The sequence below is a fragment of the Klenkia soli genome (assembly GCF_900103975.1).
GTDB classification, from domain to species: Bacteria; Actinomycetota; Actinomycetes; order Mycobacteriales; family Geodermatophilaceae; genus Klenkia; species Klenkia soli.
The window spans coordinates 156,146-177,096 of the sequence record NZ_FNIR01000002.1 but is presented as its reverse complement, the minus strand read 5'-3'; the positions used below and the strand labels follow the sequence as shown (position 1 = coordinate 177,096).

At 73.8% G+C, this 20,951-nt stretch carries 19 protein-coding genes and 1 riboswitch; of the genes, 7 read left to right on the top strand and 12 right to left on the bottom strand.

Features of this window, described 5'->3' with window-relative positions; genetic code table 11:
• Window positions 1-56: 56 nt before the first annotated feature.
• The gene (locus BLS67_RS03730) at window positions 57-446 is read right to left on the bottom strand and encodes a hypothetical protein (RefSeq protein WP_091239949.1); all 390 of its coding nucleotides are present in this window, start codon (window positions 444-446) and stop codon (window positions 57-59) included.
• Complete coding sequence (locus BLS67_RS03725; protein WP_207500242.1) at window positions 434-646, bottom strand: hypothetical protein; 213 nt, start codon at window positions 644-646, stop codon at window positions 434-436. The genes BLS67_RS03730 and BLS67_RS03725 overlap by 13 nt, the downstream gene beginning before the upstream one ends.
• Window positions 647-852: 206 nt before the next feature.
• On the opposite strand from BLS67_RS03725, the gene BLS67_RS24020 reads away from it, so the two are divergent.
• On the top strand, window positions 853-1,920 hold the full coding sequence (locus tag BLS67_RS24020) for a hypothetical protein (protein ID WP_131801667.1): 1,068 nt from the start codon (window positions 853-855) through the stop codon (window positions 1,918-1,920).
• 250 nt (window positions 1,921-2,170) lie between these two features.
• Window positions 2,171-4,018, top strand: coding sequence for a hypothetical protein (locus BLS67_RS03710; RefSeq protein ID WP_091239938.1), 1,848 nt, complete (start codon window positions 2,171-2,173; stop codon window positions 4,016-4,018).
• Window positions 4,019-4,124: 106 nt separating this feature from the next.
• On the opposite strand, the gene BLS67_RS03705 is transcribed toward BLS67_RS03710, so the two are convergent.
• The 3 genes from BLS67_RS03705 to BLS67_RS03695 form a co-directional block, all read right to left on the bottom strand.
• Window positions 4,125-5,552, bottom strand: coding sequence for a glycine hydroxymethyltransferase (locus BLS67_RS03705; RefSeq protein ID WP_091239936.1), 1,428 nt, complete (start codon window positions 5,550-5,552; stop codon window positions 4,125-4,127).
• Window positions 5,553-5,571: 19 nt separating this feature from the next.
• Window positions 5,572-5,652: riboswitch (ZMP/ZTP riboswitch) on the bottom strand.
• 22 nt (window positions 5,653-5,674) lie between these two features.
• Window positions 5,675-7,066, bottom strand: coding sequence for a metallopeptidase TldD-related protein (locus tag BLS67_RS03700; RefSeq protein ID WP_091239933.1), 1,392 nt, complete (start codon window positions 7,064-7,066; stop codon window positions 5,675-5,677).
• Between the two features lie 5 nt (window positions 7,067-7,071).
• Window positions 7,072-8,586 carry a TldD/PmbA family protein gene (locus BLS67_RS03695; protein WP_091239930.1) on the bottom strand — a complete coding sequence of 505 codons (1,515 nt, stop codon included), beginning with the start codon at window positions 8,584-8,586 and terminating at the stop codon, window positions 7,072-7,074.
• Window positions 8,587-8,630: 44 nt separating this feature from the next.
• Here BLS67_RS03695 and BLS67_RS03690 point away from each other — a divergent pair, with 44 nt between their 5' ends.
• Window positions 8,631-9,143 carry a low molecular weight protein-tyrosine-phosphatase gene (locus BLS67_RS03690; RefSeq protein WP_207500240.1) on the top strand — a complete coding sequence of 171 codons (513 nt, stop codon included), beginning with the start codon at window positions 8,631-8,633 and terminating at the stop codon, window positions 9,141-9,143.
• Window positions 9,144-9,149: 6 nt separating this feature from the next.
• Here BLS67_RS03690 and BLS67_RS03685 read toward each other — a convergent pair whose 3' ends face one another.
• Together BLS67_RS03685 and BLS67_RS03680 are read right to left on the bottom strand one after the other, a co-directional pair.
• Complete coding sequence (locus BLS67_RS03685) at window positions 9,150-9,524, bottom strand: hypothetical protein (RefSeq protein ID WP_091239924.1); 375 nt, start codon at window positions 9,522-9,524, stop codon at window positions 9,150-9,152.
• Window positions 9,521-10,819: an amidohydrolase family protein gene (locus BLS67_RS03680; RefSeq protein ID WP_091239920.1), complete on the bottom strand. Its 1,299-nt coding sequence runs from the start codon at window positions 10,817-10,819 to the stop codon at window positions 9,521-9,523. The genes BLS67_RS03685 and BLS67_RS03680 overlap by 4 nt, the downstream gene beginning before the upstream one ends.
• 35 nt (window positions 10,820-10,854) lie before the next feature.
• Here BLS67_RS03680 and BLS67_RS03675 point away from each other — a divergent pair, with 35 nt between their 5' ends.
• The 4 genes from BLS67_RS03675 to BLS67_RS03660 all read left to right on the top strand — a co-directional run bounded on the left by BLS67_RS03675 (window position 10,855) and on the right by BLS67_RS03660 (window position 14,599).
• Window positions 10,855-11,559, top strand: coding sequence for a DedA family protein (locus tag BLS67_RS03675; RefSeq protein ID WP_091239914.1), 705 nt, complete (start codon window positions 10,855-10,857; stop codon window positions 11,557-11,559).
• Window positions 11,556-12,230, top strand: a complete 675-nt coding sequence (locus tag BLS67_RS03670) for an HAD family hydrolase (RefSeq protein ID WP_091239911.1) — start codon at window positions 11,556-11,558, stop codon at window positions 12,228-12,230. The genes BLS67_RS03675 and BLS67_RS03670 overlap by 4 nt, the downstream gene beginning before the upstream one ends.
• Window positions 12,231-12,314: 84 nt before the next feature.
• Window positions 12,315-13,988 carry a MinD/ParA family ATP-binding protein gene (locus BLS67_RS03665; RefSeq protein WP_165617458.1) on the top strand — a complete coding sequence of 558 codons (1,674 nt, stop codon included), beginning with the start codon at window positions 12,315-12,317 and terminating at the stop codon, window positions 13,986-13,988.
• The gene (locus BLS67_RS03660; protein WP_091239905.1) at window positions 13,985-14,599 is read left to right on the top strand and encodes an alpha/beta hydrolase family protein; all 615 of its coding nucleotides are present in this window, start codon (window positions 13,985-13,987) and stop codon (window positions 14,597-14,599) included. Before BLS67_RS03665 ends, BLS67_RS03660 begins: the two co-directional genes overlap by 4 nt.
• Before the next feature lie 112 nt (window positions 14,600-14,711).
• On the opposite strand, the gene BLS67_RS03655 is transcribed toward BLS67_RS03660, so the two are convergent.
• From BLS67_RS03655 to BLS67_RS03635, 5 genes are all read right to left on the bottom strand, one after another.
• The gene (locus tag BLS67_RS03655) at window positions 14,712-15,620 is read right to left on the bottom strand and encodes an SRPBCC family protein (protein ID WP_091240654.1); all 909 of its coding nucleotides are present in this window, start codon (window positions 15,618-15,620) and stop codon (window positions 14,712-14,714) included.
• A gap of 98 nt (window positions 15,621-15,718) precedes the next feature.
• Window positions 15,719-16,579, bottom strand: a complete 861-nt coding sequence (locus BLS67_RS03650) for an FAD binding domain-containing protein (RefSeq protein WP_091239902.1) — start codon at window positions 16,577-16,579, stop codon at window positions 15,719-15,721.
• Window positions 16,576-19,047: a xanthine dehydrogenase family protein molybdopterin-binding subunit gene (locus tag BLS67_RS03645; protein WP_091239900.1), complete on the bottom strand. Its 2,472-nt coding sequence runs from the start codon at window positions 19,045-19,047 to the stop codon at window positions 16,576-16,578. The genes BLS67_RS03650 and BLS67_RS03645 overlap by 4 nt, the downstream gene beginning before the upstream one ends.
• Complete coding sequence (locus BLS67_RS03640) at window positions 19,044-19,529, bottom strand: (2Fe-2S)-binding protein (protein ID WP_091239896.1); 486 nt, start codon at window positions 19,527-19,529, stop codon at window positions 19,044-19,046. The genes BLS67_RS03645 and BLS67_RS03640 overlap by 4 nt, the downstream gene beginning before the upstream one ends.
• A gap of 219 nt (window positions 19,530-19,748) precedes the next feature.
• Window positions 19,749-20,951, bottom strand: a complete 1,203-nt coding sequence (locus BLS67_RS03635) for an MFS transporter (RefSeq protein ID WP_242653809.1) — start codon at window positions 20,949-20,951, stop codon at window positions 19,749-19,751.

Genomic DNA, 20,951 nt, shown 5'->3' with positions numbered 1-20,951 from the left:
GTCCGGACGTGCGAGGGCGTGTCTGTCCCACCCGCCCCACACGCACCACCGGGTGGTCAGCTGCGGTGCGGGTCGTCCACCCCTGGCCCGCGCAGCGCCGCAGCGATCTCCGGGACGCCCTCGACCCGGCCGGTCACGATCGCGGTGACCAGCCCGGCGGCGGCGTCCGGTGCGATGCCTGCGGGCTGGTCCAGCAGACCCATCAACGCCAGGCAGGCGGCGAGGGCGAACGGCCGGTTGCCGCTGGCCAGCGCACCGTTGAGGACCAGGGAGTGCAGCAGCGCCGCACCCTTCTCGGCCGCGGTCGGGTAGACCTCCGCACCGTCGGCCACCGCGGACACCCGGGCCAGCGCGGCCACCATGAGCCCCGGGTCGCGGACGACGACGTCGGGACCCACCACGCGGGCCGCCACCTGGAGCAGGTCGTCCAGCGTCAGTCCGTCCACCGCGACAGCACCTCCAGCGCGCCGGCGTAGCGCTCCAGCTCGACGTCGAGCACCAGGTCCAGCGGGGCGAACCGGGCGTGGGTGACGAGGTACTCCTCGATCGCCCGCTTCGCGACCTCCTGCATGGAGGTGCGCTCGACCCTCGCCTGGACCCGCAGGCCCTCGGTCTGCACCGGTGTCAACCGCAGTGTCATCGCCATCGCGACCTGCCCCCCAGGGCGCCGCACCGCCCCCCGGCAGGTGATACCACGCATGGTGTCACGCATCACACCAGTGGCCAACTGACCGACGCTGCGTGATCGGGACGGAACGGTCCGTCGATCATCTGGACCGACACGCCGAAGTTCTGCATCTCCGGGACTCGATACCTGGTCGGGCGCTTGACCTCGTCCCTAGCTTTCGGGCCATGTCCCAGGCCGCGCGCACCGCCGACGGCCGACCGCCGTCCGGTGGTCGGCCGTGGACGCGACGGCTGCTCGTCGGGGCCGCACTCGGACTCGGTTCAGCGGCGGCCTGGGTCGCCCTCGCCGGACCCGCCTCGGCCGACGAGGCACCTGCCGGCGAGCCGGCCGCGGTGAGCGGTCCGGAGACCACCGCGACCGGGACCACGAACCCGGAACCGGTCACCACCGACACCGCCGACCCGGCGAGCACGCACACCTCGGCCTCGACCTACACGGTGGCCGATCCGCCGCCCGCGGATCCCGACACCACGCCACCCCCGGAGGAGCCACCGCCGCCCGCGGCCGAGGAGCCACCTCCGTCCGACGGCGCCACCGCCGACACGTCCGGGACGCAGGAGCAGGGCAGCACGACCGCCGCCTTGGGTGAGGCGACCAGCACGACGACCACGAGCACCACCAGCGGCACGTCGACGACGACGAGCTCGACCACGACAACGACAACGACCACGACGTCGGGCACCACCACCGACCCGGCCGCGACCTCCGCCGAGCCGGCCGACGGCGCGGCTCCGGCGGCGACGGCCGGTGCGCCCACGCCCTCGGCGACCGCCACCGCCGCACCGGCCGCCGACCCGCAGGCCGGGTCGTCCGCCGCCGCGCCGATCTGCTCGGCGCCCGCCGTGGACGCGATCGGCACCCCCGCCGCGGCCCACCGACCCGGCGGCGTCCGGCCGACCGCGCTGACCCAGCGCTCGGTGATCGCGCCGGCCGAGACCACCGCCCCGGCACCCGCGGCGACGGACGCCTCGACGCCGGCGACCCCGACCGCCCCGGCCCCGGACCCGCTGCCGGCCCCCGGCACCCCGGACGCCCCGGTCGCCGTCCCGGCTCCCTGCGCCCCGTCCGGCGGCGCGAGCCACGGGCAGGCCGTGACCGGCCCCGGCACCGCCTCCGCGGTGCTCACCACCGACGTCCCCGCCCTCGCGGCCGGGACCGCCACCGCGCGCACCCTCGCCGCCGTGGCAGCCGTCGTCGACCCCGACGGCGACCCGGGCTCCCGCCCCGACTGACGCGCCGCTCCGCGCGCTCGGTCCCGTCCCCGGTGTGCCCACGGGGGGCACATCACGACGGGCGACCCTTCCCGGCCTGGCCAGCCTGGTCCACCGCGCAGCAGCCCCAGCACGACCCGAGCACAGCTCGGTCCGCCCGGCACCACGGGTTCGCAGCCACCACGGGGGCTCGACCGCACCACCTCGCTCCACCCATCCAGCACCACCCGCTCGTGCGCAACGACGCACACCAGCACGAAGGAACCCAGACATGAACCGAACCGTGCGCAACGGCCTCGCCGTTGCCACCATGGCCGGGGGGATCTTCCTCCTCGGCCAGGCGGTCGCCTCCGCCGACACCACCGGCAGCTCGGACTCCGCCAGCAGCGGCTCCAGCAGCACCAGCGACACCACCGTCAGCTCCACGGCCACCGGCGGTGACGCCACCGCCTACGGGCACGAGGTGGTCGTCGCCCCCCAGCAGTCCGCGGAGAGCGGCGGCAACGTCGGCGTCGCGAACAGCGGCAACGAGGTCGGCGTCGAGTCGGCCTCGGGCGGCTCGGGCAGCGGCTCCAACGGCAACCCGCAGACCAGCAGCGGGAACGCGAGCGTGACCAACGACGGCGGCAACGCCGGCAACGAGGTGGGCGACACCTCGGTGAGCGGCAACACCACCGCCACCGGCGGCAACGCCAGCACGGGCAACACCAGCGGCTCCGCCGACTCGGCGTCCGTCGGCGGGGGCGGCAGCTCCAGCTCCGGCGGCGAGTCCACCGCGAGCTCCAACTCCAGCTCGGGCAGCGGGGCCAGCACGACGGCCACGTCGACCGCCACGGGTGGGAACGCCGACGCCGAGGGTCACATCGTCGTCGTCGAGCCGACCCAGGTCGCCGCCAGCTACGGCAACTACGGCGAGGCCAACTCCGGCAACGTCGTCACGGTCGTCTGCTTCAACTTCAAGAGCTCGTCGAACTGCAGCCCGGTGACCTCCAGCGGCAACGCCTCGGTCAGCAACACCGGGGGCAACGCCGGCAACTCGGTCGGGAACACCACGGTCAGCGGCAACACCTCGGCCACCGGGGGCAACGCCGCCACCGGTGACACCGACGGCACGGCGGACAGCTTCGACGTGTGGCTGGCCTGGCTCGCGAGCCTGATGCAGGGCACCGGTGGCGGGTACGCCTCCACCGACGTCTCCTCGACCAGCACCGGGGGCAGCGGGATCGCCTACGGCCACGAGGTCTACGTGGCGCCCTGGCAGTACGCGGTCAGCGGCGGCAACGAGGGCTACGCCAACAGCGGCAACGTCGTCCAGGTCTACTGCTTCAACTTCAAGTCCGACAACAACTGCAACCCGGTGACCCACAGCGGCAACGCCTCGGTCAGCAACACGGGCGGCAACGCCGGCAACTCGGTCGGGAACACCACGGTCGGCGGCAACACCTCGGCGGCCGGCGGCAACGCGCAGACCGGCTCCACCAGCGGCAGCTCGGACCAGGCCAGCATCGGGTCGGGTTCCGGCGGGGCCAGCACGGTCGTGGACAACAGCGCCACCGGCGGTTCGGCCGGCGCTGCCGGTCACTACGTCGTCGTGGCGCCGTGGCAGATGGCGTACTCCGGCGGCAACTACGGCTGGGCCAACTCGGGCAACCAGGTCGTCGTCTACTGCTTCAACTTCAAGAGCGACGACAACTGCAACCCGGTGACCCACAGCGGTGACGCCACCGTCGTGAACACCGGCGGCAACGCCGGCAACATCGTGGGCGACACCACCGTCACCGGCTGCACCTCCGCGGTCGGCGGCTCCGCCGGCGGCGGGACCACCTCGGGCGGATGCCCGGCCGAGCAGCCGGCGCAGGGCGGCCACGAGGGCCAGGGCGGCCACGAGCAGCCCACCGCCCCCGCCACCGAGCCCGTCGCCACCGCCCCGGTGCAGCACATCGCCCCGGTCGCCACGGGCTCGGGCAGCCACGCCACCACGGTGAGTGCCTCGCACTCCTCGCCGGCGACGCTGGCCTACACCGGTGCCGACGTGTCCGACGCCCTCGGCCTGGGCCTGGTGGCCCTCGCCGGTGGTCTCGGTCTGGCCCTGGCCGGTCGTCGGCGCACCGCCGCCTGACCGGTCCCCGGTCCGCCGTCCCCTGATCCCGGACGGCGGACCGGAGCACCACGCACGACGGCCCGTCCCCCGCTGCTGCGGGGGACGGGCCGTCGTGCGTGCGGGGTCAGCTCAGGTCGACGCCGGGGTACAGCGGGTGGGCGCCGACGATCTCGCTGGCCCGGGCGTGCACGCGCTCGGCGACGCCGTCCTCGATCGTGTACTTGACCTTCGAGTCGCCCACCGCCGAGGTGGCGGCCAGGACGTCGGCCATCAGGTCGCCGACCTCGGCCAGCTCGGCCTCGCCCAGACCGCGGGTGGTCAGCGCCGGGGTGCCCAGCCGGATGCCCGAGGTGTACCAGGGCCCGTTCGGGTCGCCCGGGACGGCGTTGCGGTTGGTGACCAGCCCGGAGTCCAGCAGCGCGGCCTCGGCCTGCCGACCGGTCAGCCCGGTCGACGAGACGTCGGCCAGCACCAGGTGGTTGTCGGTGCCGCCGGTGACCAGGGTGATGCCCCGACGCAGCAGGCTCTCGGCCAGCGCCCGGGAGTTGGCCACGATGCGCTGCGCGTAGTCGGCGAAGTCGGGACGACGGGCCTCGGCCAGCGCGACGGCCTTGGCGGCCATCACGTTGCCCAGCGGGCCGCCGAGCACCAGCGGGCAGCCGCGGTCGATGGACGGTGCGTACTCGCTGGTGGCCAGCACCATGCCGCCGCGCGGACCGCGCAGGGACTTGTGGGTGGTCGTGGTGACGACGTGCGCGTGCGGGATCGGGTCCTCGTCGCCGGTGAACACCTTGCCCGCGACCAGCCCGGCGAAGTGGGCCATGTCGACCATCAGCGTCGCGCCCACCTCGTCGGCGATCTCGCGCATGGCGGCGAAGTCGACGCGGCGGGGGTAGGCGGAGTAGCCGGCGACCAGGATCAGCGGCCGGAACTCGTTGGCCTGCTTGCGCAGCGCCGCGTAGTCGATGAGGCCGGTCTCGGGGTCGGTGCCGTAGCTGGCCTGCTCGAACATCTTGCCGCTGATGTTGGGGCGGAAGCCGTGGGTGAGGTGGCCGCCGGCATCGAGGCTCATGCCGAGCATGCGCTGGTCGCCCAGTGCCCGGCGCAGGTTCGCCCAGTCGGCGTCGGAGAGGGCGTCGACGTTCTTGACCCCGGCCTCGGCCAGCGCCGGCGTCTCGACCCGGTGGGCCAGGATCGACCAGAAGGCCACGAGGTTGGCGTCGATGCCCGAGTGCGGCTGCGGGTAGGCGTACTCGGCGCCGAACAGCTCGCGGGCGTGCTCGGCGGCCAGCCGCTCGACGGTGTCGACGTTCTGGCAGGCGGCGTAGAAGCGGCGCCCGGGGGTGCCCTCGGCGTACTTGTCGCTGAACCAGTTGCCCATCGCCAGCAGGGTGGCCGGGGAGGCGTAGTTCTCGCTGGCGATCAGCTTGAGGCTGTCGCGCTGGTCGGCGAGCTCCTGGCCGATCGCGGCGGCGACGGCGGGTTCCACCGCGCCGATCACCTCGAGGGCGCTGCGGAAGGCGGTGCTCTCGGGCGACGGTGTGCTGGTCATCGGGGCTCCTCCGGGGATCGCTGGGTGCCCAGGCGCGCGGCGGTCCGTCGGGACCGCTCCCCGGTGGTGGCCCACCTGTGCGCCAGTCACGGCCCGGCACGAGGGTACCGGGCCGTGCGGGCTCAGCTGGCCGGGGAGACCGAGCTCATGTTGAAGTCCGGGACCCGGAGCATGGGCATGGCGGCGCGGGTGAACCAGTCGTTCCACTCGCGGGGCAGCGTGCGCTCGGTGCGCGAGGCCTGGGTGGCCCGGCCCAGCAGCGACACCGGGGACTCGTTGAACCGGAAGTTGTTCACCGCACCGGTCACCTCGCCGTTCTCCACCAGGAAGACGCCGTCGCGGGTGAGGCCGGTGAGCAGCAGGCTCTGCGGGTCGACCTCGCGGATGTACCAGAGCGTGGTGAGCAGCAGCCCGCGCTCGGTGCTCGCGATCATCTCCTCGGTGGTCGCGGTGGCCTGCGGGTCCTCGAGCACCAGGTTGTCCAGCGCCGCGGTGGGCGGTGCGGTCTGCTGCAGCGCCCAGGCCCGCGGCCGGATCAGGTTGGTCAGCGTGCCGCCGGAGATCCAGTCGATCGCCGGGGTGGTCATGCCGTTGTCGAACACCGACGACGCACCGGAGGACCCGCCGACCACCTGGAACGGTGCGCACTCCAGGCCCGGCTCGGCCGGGTCGCTGCGCAGGGTCAGCGGCAGCCCGCAGATCCGCTCGCCGATCCGGTTGCCGCCCCCGGCCTTGGCGTAGACGTTGCGGCCCTCGTCGGCGTCGCGGGCCTCCATCGTCCAGTAGGCGTAGATCATCAGGTCGCTGACCGCGCTCGGGGGCAGCAGCGTCTCGTACCGGCCGGCGGGCAGGTCGACCCGACGCTGCGACCAGGCCATCTTGCGCTGGACGTCGGCGGCCAGGGCCTCGATCGAGACGTCGGCGAAGTCGCGGGTGCCGACTCCGGCCCACACCGACCGGCCGAAGTCGCGGCTCTTGCCGTTGAGCTCGACCCGACCGGTGGGCTGGTCGTGCCGCAGCCGCAACCCGGTCGACGTGCCCAGGTAGGTGGTGCTCATCTGGTGCTCGGCGAACCCGAACAGCAGCTCGTCGCGCCCGCCGGCCTCGCCGAAGGCCTGGCCCAGCGCGGGCGCGACGTCGCGGAACACCTCGATCGAGGTGGTGGCCGGCTCGGCGTCCCAGTCGCCGGAGGTCGCCGGGGCCATCGGGTCGCCAGGGCTGATGAGCGGCATCGCGTCCTCGGCCGGACCGGCGTCGCGGGCGGCCTGCTCGCTGGCGGCGACCAGCTCGGCGATGTCCGGGGTGCCGGTGCGGGCCACCGTGCCCGCGGCCATGCCCGCGCCGCCGTCGACCAGGGAGATGACGACCACCTGACGGGACCGCATGGCCCCGTTGGTGGTCAGGCTGTTGCTCGCCCAGCGGAGGTTGGCCTCGGAGCTGTCGACGACGTAGGTGATCTGGCCGTCGACGGTGCCCGCCGCCAGCGCGGCCTCGACGATCTGCTGACCGGTCATGGCAGTCACTGGCCGCCCTCCTGCACCGTGTTGAGGATGGTCGTGCCCTCGAAGAGCGCGCTGGGGCAGCCGTGGCTGACCGGTGCGACCTGCCCGGGTTGGGCCTTGCCGCAGTTGAAGGCCCCGCCCAGGACGTAGGTCTGCGGCCCGCCGACCCGGGTCATGGAGCCCCAGAAGTCGGTGGTGGTGGCCTGGTAGGCGACGTCCTTGAGCTGGCCGGCCAGCTGCCCGCCCTCGATCTTGTAGAACCGCTGGCCGGTGAACTGGAAGTTGTAGCGCTGCATGTCGATCGACCAGCTCTTGTCGCCGACGACGTAGATGCCGCGGTCGACGCCGGCGATGATCTCCTCGGTGCTGGGGCCCTCGGGCGCCGGCTGCAGCGAGACGTTCGCCATGCGCTGCACCGGCACGTGCCCGGCGGAGTCGGCGAACGCGCACCCGTTGCTGCGGTCCATGCCGCGCAGCCGGGCCATGTTGCGGTCGACCTGGTAGCCGACCAGCACGCCGTCCTTCACGATGTCCCACTGCTGACCGGCGACGCCCTCGTCGTCCCAGCCGATGGTCGACAGGCCGTGCTCGGCGGTGCGGTCGCCGGTGACGTTCATCAGCGCCGAGCCGTACTGCAGGCTGCCGAGCTTGTCGACGGTCGCGAACGACGTGCCGGCGTAGGCGGCCTCGTAGCCCAGCGCCCGGTCGAGCTCGGTGGCGTGCCCGATCGACTCGTGGATGGTGAGGAACAGGTTCGAGGGGTCGACCACAAGGTCGTAGCGGCCGGGCTCGACGCTCGGGGCCTTGGTCTTCTCGCGGAGGTGCTCGGGGATCTCGGCCAGCTCGGCCGCCCAGTTCCACGTGGAACCCGTCAGGTACTCCCACCCGCGGCCGGCCGGCGGGGCCAGCGTGCGCATGGACTCGAAGGCGCCGGTGGACCGGTCGACGGTGAGCGCGGTGAAGGTGGGGTGGATGCGGACCCGCTGCTGGCGGGTGCGGGTGCCGGCGGTGTCGGCGTAGTACTTCTGCTCCTTCACGTGCATCACGTCGGACTGCACGTGCTCGACGCCGTCGGCGGCCAGCAGCTGCTCGGACAGCTCGACCATCAGCCCGGTCTTCTCCGCCTCGGGGACGGCGAACGGGTCGACCTCGTAGGCCGACACCCACTCGTGGTCGGGGTACACCGGCTCGGGGGCGAGCTCGACCCGGTCGGTGTTCAGCGCGGCGGAGACCTGCGCGACCGCGACGGCCTCCTCGGCCAGCCGGACCGCCTCGGCCGCGGTGAGCACGACACCGGCGGCGAACCCCCAGGTGCCCTCGTGCACCACCCGCACGGCCAGGCCGAGGTCCTCGCCGTCGGCGGCGGCCTCGACCCGGGCGTCGCGCAGCCGGATGGTCTGGGTGCGGATGCGCTCGACCCGGATGTCGGCGTGCTCGCAGCCCAGGTCGAGCGCCCGGGTGAGGGCGGCGTCGGTGAGGGCGGACAGCGGGAGGGCCAGGAAGGACGCATCGACGGAACGGGGTTCTGCCACGGGTCCCTGTCTACCAGCCAGCGCCGACAGGAACACTGGAGTTCGTGAGCACTGCTGAGGACCCGTACCGCGTCTCGATGGTCTGCCTGGGCAACATCTGCCGCTCCCCCATCGCGGAGGTCGTGCTGCGGGAGATGGTCGAGCAGGAGGGTCTGGACGTCGTCGTCACCTCGGCCGGCACCAGCTCCTGGCACGTCGGCGGGCCGATGGACCCGGGCTCGGCGGCCGTCCTGGCCGAGCACGGCCTGGACCCCACGCGGCACGTCGCGCAGCAGATGACCGCCGACCGGGTCGAGGAGTTCGACCTGCTGGTGGCCATGGACCGGTCGAACCTGGCCGACCTGGAGGAGATGGTGGGCGACCGCCGTCGTCCCCGGGTCGTGCTGCTGCGCGACTTCGACACGGACACGGACACAGACCCCGACGGCGACCCGGACCGGTCCGTACCGGACCCCTACGGCGGTGGTCCCGAGGGCTTCGCCACCGTGTACGCCCAGGTGGAGGCGGCCTGCGCCGGGCTGGTCGCCCGGCTGCCGGACCTCGTGCGGGAGCGCTGAGGGCGGTCAGCCGGTGACGGTCACCGACAGCTCGACGTCGTCGTTGGGCATCGCGCACGACTGGCCCCCGCTGCAGTCGGCGGAGTAGCTGGACACCGTGACGACGGCGTCGCCGGGTGCCTGCCCGGTGAACAGCCGCCGGTCGGCGCCGTCGCGTGCCAGCACCGACTCGTCCGACGACTCGGTCCCGCCCAGCCTGTTCGTGGGCACGTCGTAGCCCTCGAGGAGCACGCACCCGCCCACCTCGAGGGTGGCGCCGTCCACCAGCTCCCCCGGGTCGCTGCCGTCCGGGCACGCCGGGACCGGGGACGCGAAGCCGTCGACGGTCTCCCCGCACGCGGCCAGCAGGAGGACCCCGGTCAGCACCAGCGCGGCCCTCACCCGCGCGCCTCGGCCGCCAACCGGAGGGCGCGCTCCTGCACCTGGGCCCGCAGCGCGGCCTCGTCGACGGTGGTGGAGACGCCGTCCTGCACCACCCGGCGGCCGGCGACCCAGGTGTCCCGCACGTGCCGGGAGCCGACCGACCACACCAGGTGGGTGACCAGGTCGGTCAGGTCGCCGACCGGGGTGAACGCGATGTCCTCGGTGTCCACGTGCACCAGGTCGGCCCGCCGGCCGGCCACGAGCTGGCCGAGGTCGGGGCGGTCGACCGCGTCGGCGGCGGCACCGGTGGCCAGCCAGAACGCCTCCGGGGCGGTCAGCGCGAGGGCGTCGCGCTCGCGCAGCCGGGCCAGCTGGGCGGCCAGCCGGAGGTCCTCGAAGAGGTCCAGGTTGTCGTTGGACGCCGGGCCGTCGGTGCCCATGCCCACCCGGATGCCGAGGTCGAGCATGTCGCGCAGCCGCGCCGTGCCGCTGGCCAGCTTGGCGTTGGACCCGGGGCAGTGCGCCACGGCCACGTCGTACTCCCGCCACAGCTCGAGGTCGGCGTCGTCCATGTGCACGCAGTGGTTGCCCAGCACCCGCCCGCCCAGGACGTCGTGCGCGGCCAGCAGCGAGGGCACGCTCAGCCCGTGCTCGGCGAGCAGGTCGGCACCCTCCGACGCGGTCTCGGCGACGTGCACGGTCAGCAGCAGGCCGTGCTCACGGGCGGCGAGGCCGGCGTCGCGCAGCACCGGCAGCGGCACGGTGTAGGCCGAGTGCGGGCCGATGCCGAACTCGACCTGCGCGTCGGAGGACGACGCCAGCCCGACCGCCGTCTGCAGCTGCTCGTCGAAGGTGCCGTACCCAGGCAGCCCGATCAGCGGGTTGGCCACGATGCTGCGCGCCCCGGTCGCCCGCACCGCGGCGGCGATCCGCTCGGGCTGGAAGTACATCTCGACGCTGGTGGTGACCCCGTGGCGCAGCATCTCCGCCGACGCGGCGGTCATCGCCACCTCGATGTCCTCGGGCGTCAACCGCGCCTCCCGGGGCCACATGACCTCGCGCAGCCACCGGTCCAGCGGCAGCCCCTCGCCCTGGCCGCGGAAGAGCACCATCGGCGCGTGCGAGTGCGTGTTGACCATGCCGGGGGTCAGCACACCGGGCAGCCGGGTGACCTCGGCGTCCGAGGCCGGCGCGTCGGCCGCGGGGCCGACCCAGCTGATCAGCCCGTCCTCGACGTCCAGCACGGCATCGGGGACGACGGTGCCGGCCCGGTCCCCGACGACGACGGCCCGGGCGGTGAAACGCTGCGTCATGCCCCCGGACGCTAGCCGCCGATACCGTGGACACCATGTCTGCTCTCGCCGCGACCACGTCCGACCAGGGTGGCATCACCGGTTTCCTGCTCGACCTGATCGAGACCCTGGGCCCGGTCGGGGTCGGGCTGACCATCTTCATCGAGACCGTCGTCCCGCCGATCCCCAGCGAGGTGGTGCTCAGCGCCGCCGGCGTGCTGATCAACGACGGCCGCATGGCGCTGGTCCCGACCATCCTGTTCGCCACGCTGGGGTCGGTGCTCGGCGCTGCGGTGCTCTACCAGGTGGGCCGCTCCCTGGGCCCCCGCCGGTCGCACGCGTTCCTCGACCGGTTGCCCCTGGTGAAGACGGCGGACGTCGACCGCACCTTCGAGTGGTTCGAGCGGCACGACCGCCCCGCCGTCTTCTTCGGCCGCATGGTGCCGATCGTGCGCAGCTTCGTCTCGGTGCCCGCCGGCGTCGTGAAGATGCCCTGGGCCCAGTTCCTGGCCTACACGACCCTGGGCTCGCTGATCTGGAACTCGTTGCTCATCGGCCTCGGGGTCGCCCTGGGCGACGTGGTGAACGACTACCTGCAGTACTTCGACTACGTCATCTACGTCGCGGTGGTCGCCGCCGTGGTCTGGTTCGTCGTCCGCGGGGTCCGCGAGCGGATCCACCAGGGGGACGCCGAGCCCGACCGCAGCGCGGCCGACCGGCTGCTCGAGGCCGACCGCCGCCGGGAGGACGAGGAGCGGTGACCCGCACCCGACCGGCCGTCGTCGCCTTCGACGTCAACGAGACGTTGCTGGACCTCTCGCCGGTCCGGGAGTCGCTCGTCGACCGCGGGGTGTCCGCCGAGCTGTTCCCGGCGGTCTTCTCCCGCACGCTGGGCACCGGCTTCGCCGGGACCGTGACGGGGAGCTGGTGCCGCTTCCGCGACGCCTTCGACACCGCGCTGGTGCAGCTCACCGACCTCTCCGCGGCCGACCGGTCCGCGGTCGCCGACAAGTTCGCGCAGACCTCGCCGTACCCGGACGTCGCCCCCGCGCTGCAGCTGCTGGCCGACGCCGGGGTGCGGGCGATCACGCTCACCCACGGCGCCCCCGGTGTCGCCGAGGCCGGGCTCGACCGCGGCGGGGTGGCCCACCTGGTCGAGCGCTCGCTGTCCTCCGAGGCGATCCGGGCCTGGAAGCCCGCCCGGGAGGTCTACCTGTGGGCCGCCGGGGTGTGCGACGTCGTCCCCGCGGACCTGGCCCTCGTCGCCGTCCACGGCTGGGACGTGCACGGTGCCCAGCGGGCCGGGCTGACCGGTGGGTGGTCGGCCCGCGCCGAGCACCGGTACGCGGCGGTCCTGGACCCACCGCACGTGTCCGGCGCCGACCTGGTGGAGGTGGTCCGGGGTCTGCTCGACCTGCCCACGGACGGGTGATCGGACGAGCCGGGGTCGCCGCCCTGCACTACCTTGGGCCCGACCTGCGCACGCCCGACGACGACTCCCGACGGGGGCCCATCCGTGTCCGACCGCCCAGCCGACCCGACGCCCGACGACGCCGCGCACGACGCGGGCACGCCGTCGGAGGAGGCCCAGCGCCGGACCGACGGCGACCGTTGGCAGGCGTCGCTGGACAGCTGGTCCACCGTCGGCACGGGGTCGGGCACGGGCACCGCCGGTGACGAGCCCCGCGGCACGCAGGAGATCCGGCTGACCCCGCCCGCCGGGGGCGCCCCGGCCGTGGCCGACTCGTGGGAGCAGACCGCCCAGCAGCCCAGCACGCCGCCGGACGAACGCTCGTGGGAGCAGCAGTCGCAGGAGCAGATCGCCGCCTGGCAGCAGCCGCCGTCCTGGCAGCAGGCCGCCGACGCCGAGCGCCCCCGCGCCGAGGCCGCACCCGACGCACCGGTGGCCGAGCCCACCTGGCGCCCGGCCGACCAGCCCGTCGGCCAGCAGGCGTCCTGGGAGCAGCAGCCCGCGTGGCAGCAGCCGAGGTCGTGGGAGCAGCCCGCCCCGCAGGCGCCGCAGACCGAGCAGCCGCGCACCTGGGAGCCCCCGCCCGGCGCCCGCCCGTGGGAGGAGACCCCGCGGCCCGAGCAGCCGCCGGCGCACCAGGCCCCGCAGGCCCCGCAGGCGCAGCAGGCCCCCGCCCCGGAGAACGCACCGCCCCAGCAGTCGTGGGGGCAGCCGGTCGCCCCCGGCGGGTGGGGCAGCCAGGGCAGCGCCACCTGGAGCCCCGAGCAGCAGCCCGGCCAGCCCCCGTCGCTGACCTCGCAGTCCCTGCTGCGGCAGACCGCCGACACCCCCACCCGGGGCTGGCGGCGGTTCCTGCACAAGGCCAGCGGCGGCACGGTGAACCCCGGCCTCTCCCAGGCCGAGATCACCCACCGCGCGCTGGTGCAGCGGGTCACCACCCCGGTGCGCGGCAGCAACCGCATCGCCGTGGTGTCGCTCAAGGGCGGCATCGGCAAGACCACCACCACCTGCTGCCTGGGCCTGACCCTGGCCCACCACCGCGGCGACCGGGTGGTGGCCGTCGACGCCAACCCCGACGCCGGCACGCTGGCCGAGCGGCTGACCAACGTCACCGACGTGACCGTGCGCGACCTGCTCGCCGCCGTCGACCGCATCCGGTCCTTCACCGACGTCTCGGCGTTCACCTCGCTGGCCGGGCGGCTGCAGGTGCTGGCCAGCGACCAGGACCCCGCGCTGTCGGAGGCGTTCAGCGAGGAGGAGTACACGACCGTCGCCGACATCCTGGCGCGGTACTTCAACATCATCCTCACCGACTCGGGCACCGGCCTGCTGCACTCGGCGATGTCGGGCACGCTGGCGATCGCCGACTCCCTCGTCGTCGTCGGGGCGCCCTCGGTCGACGGTGCCAGCCGGGCCAGCAAGACCCTCGACTGGCTGATCGCGCACGGGCACGAGGAGCTGGTGCAGCGCTCCGTGGCAGTGATCTCCAGCGTGCGGCCCAACACCGGCGACGTCGACATGGGCATGGTGCGCGCCCACTTCGAGGCCCGCTGCCGCGCCGTGGTCGAGATCCCCTACGACGCGCACCTGGTCACCGGTGGGCTGATCGACCTCGAGCGGGTCGGGGCGCCGGCCCGGCAGGCCTACCTGGAGCTGGCCGCGCACGTGGCCGACGGCTTCGCCCTCCCGCCGCTCACCCGCCGGCCCGCCACGGCGTGACCCCCCGCGACGTCGACACCCCGCTGGGGCCGGCCCGGGTCACCGTCGACGACCCGGCCGGTCCGCCCGTGGGCACGCTGCTGCTGGGCCACGGCGCCGGCGGCGGCATCGAGGCACCCGACCTGCTGGCCGCGACCGACGCCGCCGTCGGCCGCGGTTGGCGGGTGCTGCGGGTCGAGCAGCCCTGGCGGGTGGCCGGCAAGCGGGTCGCCGCCGCTCCCCCGCGGTTGGACGAGGGCTGGACGGCGATCCACGCCGGGGTCACCGACCTGCTCACCGGCCCCGTGGTGTTCGGCGGGCGCAGTGCCGGTGCCCGGGTCGCCTGCCGCACGGCCGGCCCGCTGGGCGCCGTCGGCGTGCTGTGCCTGGCCTTCCCGCTGCACCCGCCGGGCAAGCCGGAGAAGAGCCGGGCGGCGGAGGTGACCGGGGTCGACGTCCCGGTGCTGGTGGTGCAGGGCGACAGCGACGCGTTCGGCGGACCCACGGAGGTGCAGGTCGCGCTGGGCGATCACCCGGCGCAGGTCGTGGCGGTGCGCGGCGACCACGCGCTCAAGGCCGACCCGCCCGCCGTCCGCACCGCCGTCGACACCTGGCTCGCCGCGTTCGCCTGACCCCCCGGCCAGCAACGATCAGGGGGGTGCACGAAGTTCTGTCCTCCTCCACCAGATCTGGCGGAGGAGGACGGACAACCGTGCACCCCCCTGATCAACGCTGCGGGGCGGGCTACCTGCGGCGGCGGCGGACCACCAGGGCGACCAGGACCAGGACGCCGACGCCGATCGCGGCGGGCTTGGCGAACTGGGTGAACGCCGCGCCGCCGGCGACCTCGAGCAGGTCGATCGGCTCGGGCTCGGCCTGGACCGCGCGGGGGCGGGACGCCGCCGGACCCGAGGACCCCGGCTTGTTGGCGGGGCCGGTGGTGCCGGTCGGCGGCTTGGAGGGTGCCTTCTTGGCGGGCTTGGCCGCCTCCTGCGCGGCGTCGGCAGCCTGGTCGGCGGCGGCCGCGGTGGCCGCGCCGGCCTTGCGGGCGGCCTCGGCGATGGGGGTGTCGGCGTCGGTGCTGGCCACGGACTCCGCGACCTCGCCGACGGCCCCGGCCACCGTCGCGGCCGCCTCGGCGACCGTGCCCTTCACCGTGGGCTCCTGCTGCTGCGCGGCGGCCTCGACGTCCAGGGCGTGCTGCTCGTCGCTGGTGCCCAGCTGCGCGGCCAGCTTGTCGGCGAACTGGCCCAGCAGCTTGTTGCCGACGTCGGTCATGACGCCGCGGCCGAACTGGGCCGGGCGGCCGGTGATGTTGAGGTCGGTGAGGACGTCGACCCGGGTGGAGTCGCCCTCGCTCTTGAGCTGCGCGGTGACCACGGCGGCGGCGGTGCCGTTGCCGCGCTGGTCCTTGCCGCGGGCGTCGATGACGGCCTTGTGGGCGGCCTCGTCCTTCTCGACGAAGGAGGCCTTGCCGGCGTAGGTGAGGTTGATCGGGCCGAGCTTGACCTTCACCCGGCCGGTGAAGTCGTCGCCGTCGACCGAGTCGAGCGCCGCGCCCGGCATGCACGGGGCGATGCGCTCGATGTCGAGCAGCACCTTCCACGCGTCGTCGATCGGCACGGGGACGAGGAACGAGTTCTCCAACTGCACGGGGACCTCCAAGATGGTGGGTGCGGACGACGGCCGGCCCACCCGTTGCAGGGTGGGCCGGCCGGGTCCGGGGGAACTGCTGGAGCCTGCTGGCGACGCTACAGCCCAGCGGCCGCCCGCACCGCTCGTCCGGTGAGCACCCGGGCCAGGTGCTGCCGGTAGTCGGCCTGGGCGTTGAGGTCGCTGCTGGGCTCGGTGCCCTCGGCGGCCTGGGCGGCCGCCGCGGTGACCGTCTCCAGGCTGACGTCGGCGCCGACCAGGGCCTGCTCCACGGCGGTCGCCCGCAGCGGGGTGGACCCCATGTTGGTCAGCCCGATGCGGGCCTCGGCGATCGTCGAGCCCTCGCGGCGGACGGTGGCGGCCACGGCCACGATCGACCAGGCCTGGGCCACCCGGTTGAACTTCTCGTAGCGCACCCCCCAGCCCTCGCCGAGCTTGGGCACCCGGATCTCCACGAGGAGCTCGCCGTCCTCCAGCGCCGTCGTCAGGTAGTCGACGAAGAACGCCGCGGCCGGGACCGAGCGCCGCGCACCGCCGGGACCGGCGATGACGAACTCGGCGTCCAGCGCCAGGGCCACCGCCGGCAGGTCACCGGCCGGGTCGGCGTGCGCCAGGGCGCCGCCGAAGGTGCCGCGGTGCCGGACGGCGGGGTCGGCCACCGTCTCGGTGGCCTCGGCGATCAGCTTCCCGTACTGGGCGATCAGCGGGTCGCGGAGGATGTCGGAGTGGGTGGTCATGGCCCCGATGACCAGGCTGTCGCCGTCCTCGCGGACGCCGCGCAGCTCGGCCACCTTCGTCAGGTCCACCACGGTCTCGGGTGCGGCCAGCCGCAACCGCATGACCGGGATGAGCGACTGCCCACCGGCCATGATCTTGACGTCCTCGCCGCCGGCGGCGATGGCCTGCAGGGCCTCGTCGACGGTGGTGGGCCGGGCGTACGCGAACGCTGCGGGGATCACTTCGCCTCCTCGTAACCGGTCTCGGTGGTGGTCGCGCCGCCGTAGGCGTTGCTGCCCTCGGCGACCCGGGCGCCGCCGTCGCCGCCCTGGTGGATGGCCCGCCAGACCCGCTCGGGCGTGAGCGGCATGAGGATGTCGGAGACACCCAGGTGCCGGACGGCGTCCAGCGCGGCGTTGACCACGGCCGGGGTGCTGGCGATGCAGCCGGCCTCGCCGACGCCCTTGGCGCCCAGCGGGTTGCTGGTCGCCGCGTGCGTGGTGTTGCCGGTGTGGAACGTCGGCAGGTCGGCGGCCGAGGGCACCAGGTAGTCGACGAAGGTGCCGGTGGTCAGGTTGCCGTCGGCGTCGTAGATCGCCTCCTCGTACAGGGCCTGGCTGATGCCCTGGGCGAGCCCGCCGTGCATCTGGCCCTCGACGATGATCGGGTTGACGATGTTCCCGATGTCGTCGACGCAGGCGTACTTGCGGATCTTCACGAACCCGGTCTCGGTGTCTACCTCCATCGCGCACAGGTGCGTGCCGTGCGGGAAGGAGAAGTTCACCGGGTCGAACGCCGCCTCGGCGTCGATCGAGGGCTCGATGCCCTCCGGGTAGTCGTGCGCGGCGAAGATCGCCAGGGCGATCTCCTGGATGCCCAGGCCCGCGCCCGGCGTCCCCTTGACGGAGAACTTGCCGCCGGAGAACTCCAGGTCGTCCTCGCTGGCCTCGAGCAGGTGCGCGGCGATCTTGCGGGCCTTGGCGACCACCTTCTCGGCGGCCTTGACCACCGCGGTGCCACCGACGACCAGCGAGCGCGAGCCGTAGGTGTCCAGGCCGCGGCTGCTGATGGCGGTGTCGCCGTGCAGCACCTCGACGTCGTCGAAGGGCACGCCCAGCTCGTCGGCGACGATCTGGCTCCAGGCCGTCTCGTGGCCCTGGCCGTGCGGCGTGGAGCCGGTGACGACCTCGACCTTGCCGGTGGGCAGCATCCGGATGGACGCCTGCTCCCAGCCGCCGGCGCCGAACGAGAGCGAGCCGAGCACCCGGGAGGGGGCCAGCCCGCACATCTCGGTGAACGTCGAGATGCCGATGCCCAGCTGCACCGGGTCGTTCGACTCCCGGCGCTGCTTCTGCTCCGCGCGCAGCTCGTCGTAGCCGAGCAGCTCGAGCGCGGCCTGGGTGGCCTGCTCGTAGTCGCCGGAGTCGTACTGCAGGCCCGCCACCGTGGTGAACGGGAACTCCTCGGCGTTGATCCAGTTCTTGCGGCGCAGCTCCATCGGGTCCATGGCCAGCTCGACGGCCAGCTCGTCCATGATCCGCTCGATCGCGAACGTGGCCTCCGGCCGACCGGCGCCGCGGTAGGCGTCGGTGGGCACCTTGTTCGTGAACACGCCGTCGCACTCGAAGCGGTAGGCCGGGAACTTGTAGATGCCCGGGAACATGAAGGCGCCCAGCGCCGGCACGCCCGGGGTGATCAGCCGCAGGTAGGCACCCATGTCGGCCAGCAGGCGCACCCGCAGGCCGGTGACGGTGCCGTCCTTCTTCGCCGCGACGTCGATGAACTGGACCTGGTCGCGCCCGTGGTGGGCGGTCATCAGGGACTCCGAGCGGGTCTCGGTCCACTTCACCGGCTTGCCGAGGCGGCGGGCCACGAGCAGCGCCAGGATCTCCTCGGGGCAGACCTGCAGCTTGCCGCCGAAGCCACCCCCGACGTCGGGGGCCACCACGCGCAGCTTGTGCTCGGGGATGCCGGTGGTCAGGGCGCCCATGACCCGCAGGATGTGCGGGATCTGGGTGGCCGACCACAGCGTGTAGTTGTCGCCCTGCACGCCGACCACGGCCGAGCGGGGCTCCATGAACGCCGGGATGAGGCGCTGCTGCACGAAGCGGCGGGAGACGGTGACCTCGGCGTCGGCGAACGCGGCGTCGGTGTCGGTGCCCGTGCCGGCCTCGCCGGCGTCGAACACGAAGTGGTAGCTGGTGTTGGAGCTGGTCGAGGCGTGCACCAGGTCGGCGCCGTCCTCGACCGCCTGCTCCATGTCGAGCACGACCGGGAGGGTCTCGTAGTCGACGTCGATGGCCTCGACGGCGTCCACGGCGGCGGTGCGCGTGCGGGCCACCACGATCGCGACGGCCTCGCCCACGTGGTTCACGGTGTCGACGGCGATCGAGGGGTGACCGGGGTTGACCATGTCCGGGGTGACCGGCCACGCGCAGGGGATGCTGCCCTGCTCGTCCTTGAAGTCCTGCCCGGTGAAGACCGCGACCACGTTCGGGCGGTCCTTCGCGGCGCTGACGTCGAGGTGGCTGATCGTGCCGTGCGCGACCGGGGAGCGCAGGAACGCCATGTGCAGCATCCCGGGCAGGACCATGTTGTCGGTCCAGCTGGTCTTGCCGGTGATCAGCCGGGCGTCCTCCTTGCGGAGGCGGGCGTTGCCGACCTCCTTGACGGGGGTCTCGGCGGTGGTGGGTTCGTCGGTGAGGGTCATGCCTGCGCTCCCGCGGTGCTGCTCATCTCGCCGGCGGCCTGCTGCACCGCGCGGACGATGTTGACGTAGCCCGTGCAGCGGCAGAGGTTGCCCTCGATGCCCTCACGGATCTCGTGCTCGCTGGGGTTCGGGTTGTTCTTCAGCAGGTCGATCGAGGCCATGATCATCCCCGGGGTGCAGTAGCCGCACTGCAACCCGTGCTGCTCGTGGAAGGCCTTCTGCATCGGGTGCAGGGTCTTGCCGTCGGCGATGCCCTCGATCGTGGTGACCTCGCTGCCGTCGGCCTGCACGGCCAGCACGGTGCAGCTCTTCACGCTCTCGCCGTCCAGGTGGACGGTGCAGGCACCGCAGTTGCTGGTGTCGCAGCCGACCACGGTGCCGACCTTGCCGAGCTGCTCCCGCAGGTAGTGGACCAGGAGTGTTCTGGGCTCGACGTCGTCCGAGTAGGACGCCCCGTCGACCCGCACGTTGATCTGCGTCATGTCCTCCGCCTCGTTGCAGGGTCGTGTGACAGCGGTCTCCCGCCACCGGACCCGAGTGTGCCGACGGACACACTCCTTAGGCCACGCTTACCTGCCGCGCGCCGGGGAGCCCCCTCCGCGGATGCGGAACCTCGTGCCGGTGGGCTCCGCAGAAGCCGGGACCGGGGACCTGTGGTCACGCACCGCGGGCGGTCGGCAACGTTGCAGCGGCGTTGCAGCTCAGGCCGTGCGGAGCTCCCGACGGCGCAGCACCGCCGAGCAGGCCAGGACCACCAGGCCCAGCACCGCCAACCCGACGCCGACCACCGACGTCGCCGGGTAGCCCCAGCCGGCCGCGATGACCACGCCGCCCAGGTACGCGCCCAGGCCGTTGGCCGCGTTCAGCGCGGAGTGGTTGGCCGCCGCGCCGAGCAGCTCGGCGTCGCCGGCCACCTCCATGAGGCGCAGCTGCAGCGTGACGACCAGCACCGACGTCACGACCGAGACCAGGAAGGCGACGACCAGCAGCGAGACCGGGTGCCGGGCGGCGACCAGCACCGACCCGAGCAGCACGCCGGTGCCCACCATGGCACCGACCAGCGAGCGGAACAGCGCGACGTCGGCCAGCTTGCCGCCGAGCACCGTGCCGACCACGCCGCCGATGCCGAAGGCCAGCAGCACCACCGGCACGAAGCCCGCCGGCATGCCGGTCACCTCGGTGGTGATGGGCGCGATGTAGGCGTAGAGCGCGAAGACGCCGCCGAAGCCGACCACCGCGACCCCGAGGGTGAGCCAGACCTGCGGCCGGCGCAGGGCGCCGAGCTCGGAGCTGATGGTCGCCGTCGGGTTCCCCGGGGTGCGCGGCACCAGCACCAGGACGGCGACCGCGGTCAGCAGCGCGACGACGACCACCGAGACGAACGCGCTGCGCCAGCCCAGGTGCTGCCCCAGCCAGGTGGCCGCCGGCACCCCGACCAGGTTCGCCGCGGCCAGCCCCAGCATCACCGAGCTGACGGCGCGGCCCTTCAGCTCGGTGCGCACCAGGGAGGCGGCGACCAGCGAGGCGACCCCGAAGTAGGCCCCGTGCGGCAGGCCGGCGACGAAGCGCGCCAGCAGCAGCGTGCCCTGGCCCGGGGCGGCGACGGTGAGCACGGTGCCGGCGAGGAACGCACCGAGCAGGCCCAGCAGCAGGCCCTTGCGGGGCAGCCGGGCGGCAGTGGCGGCGATGACCGGCGCCCCGACGACGACGCCGAGCGCGTAGGCGCTGACCAGGTGCCCCGCGCTGGGGATGGAGACGCCGACGCCGCGGGCGATCTCGGGCAGCAGGCCCATCGTGACGAACTCGCTGACCCCGATGCCGAACGCACCCAGGCCCAGGGCGACGATCGCCAGCACCGCCCGCCGGGTGTCGGGGACGACGACGGGCGGGGCGGTGACGGTCAC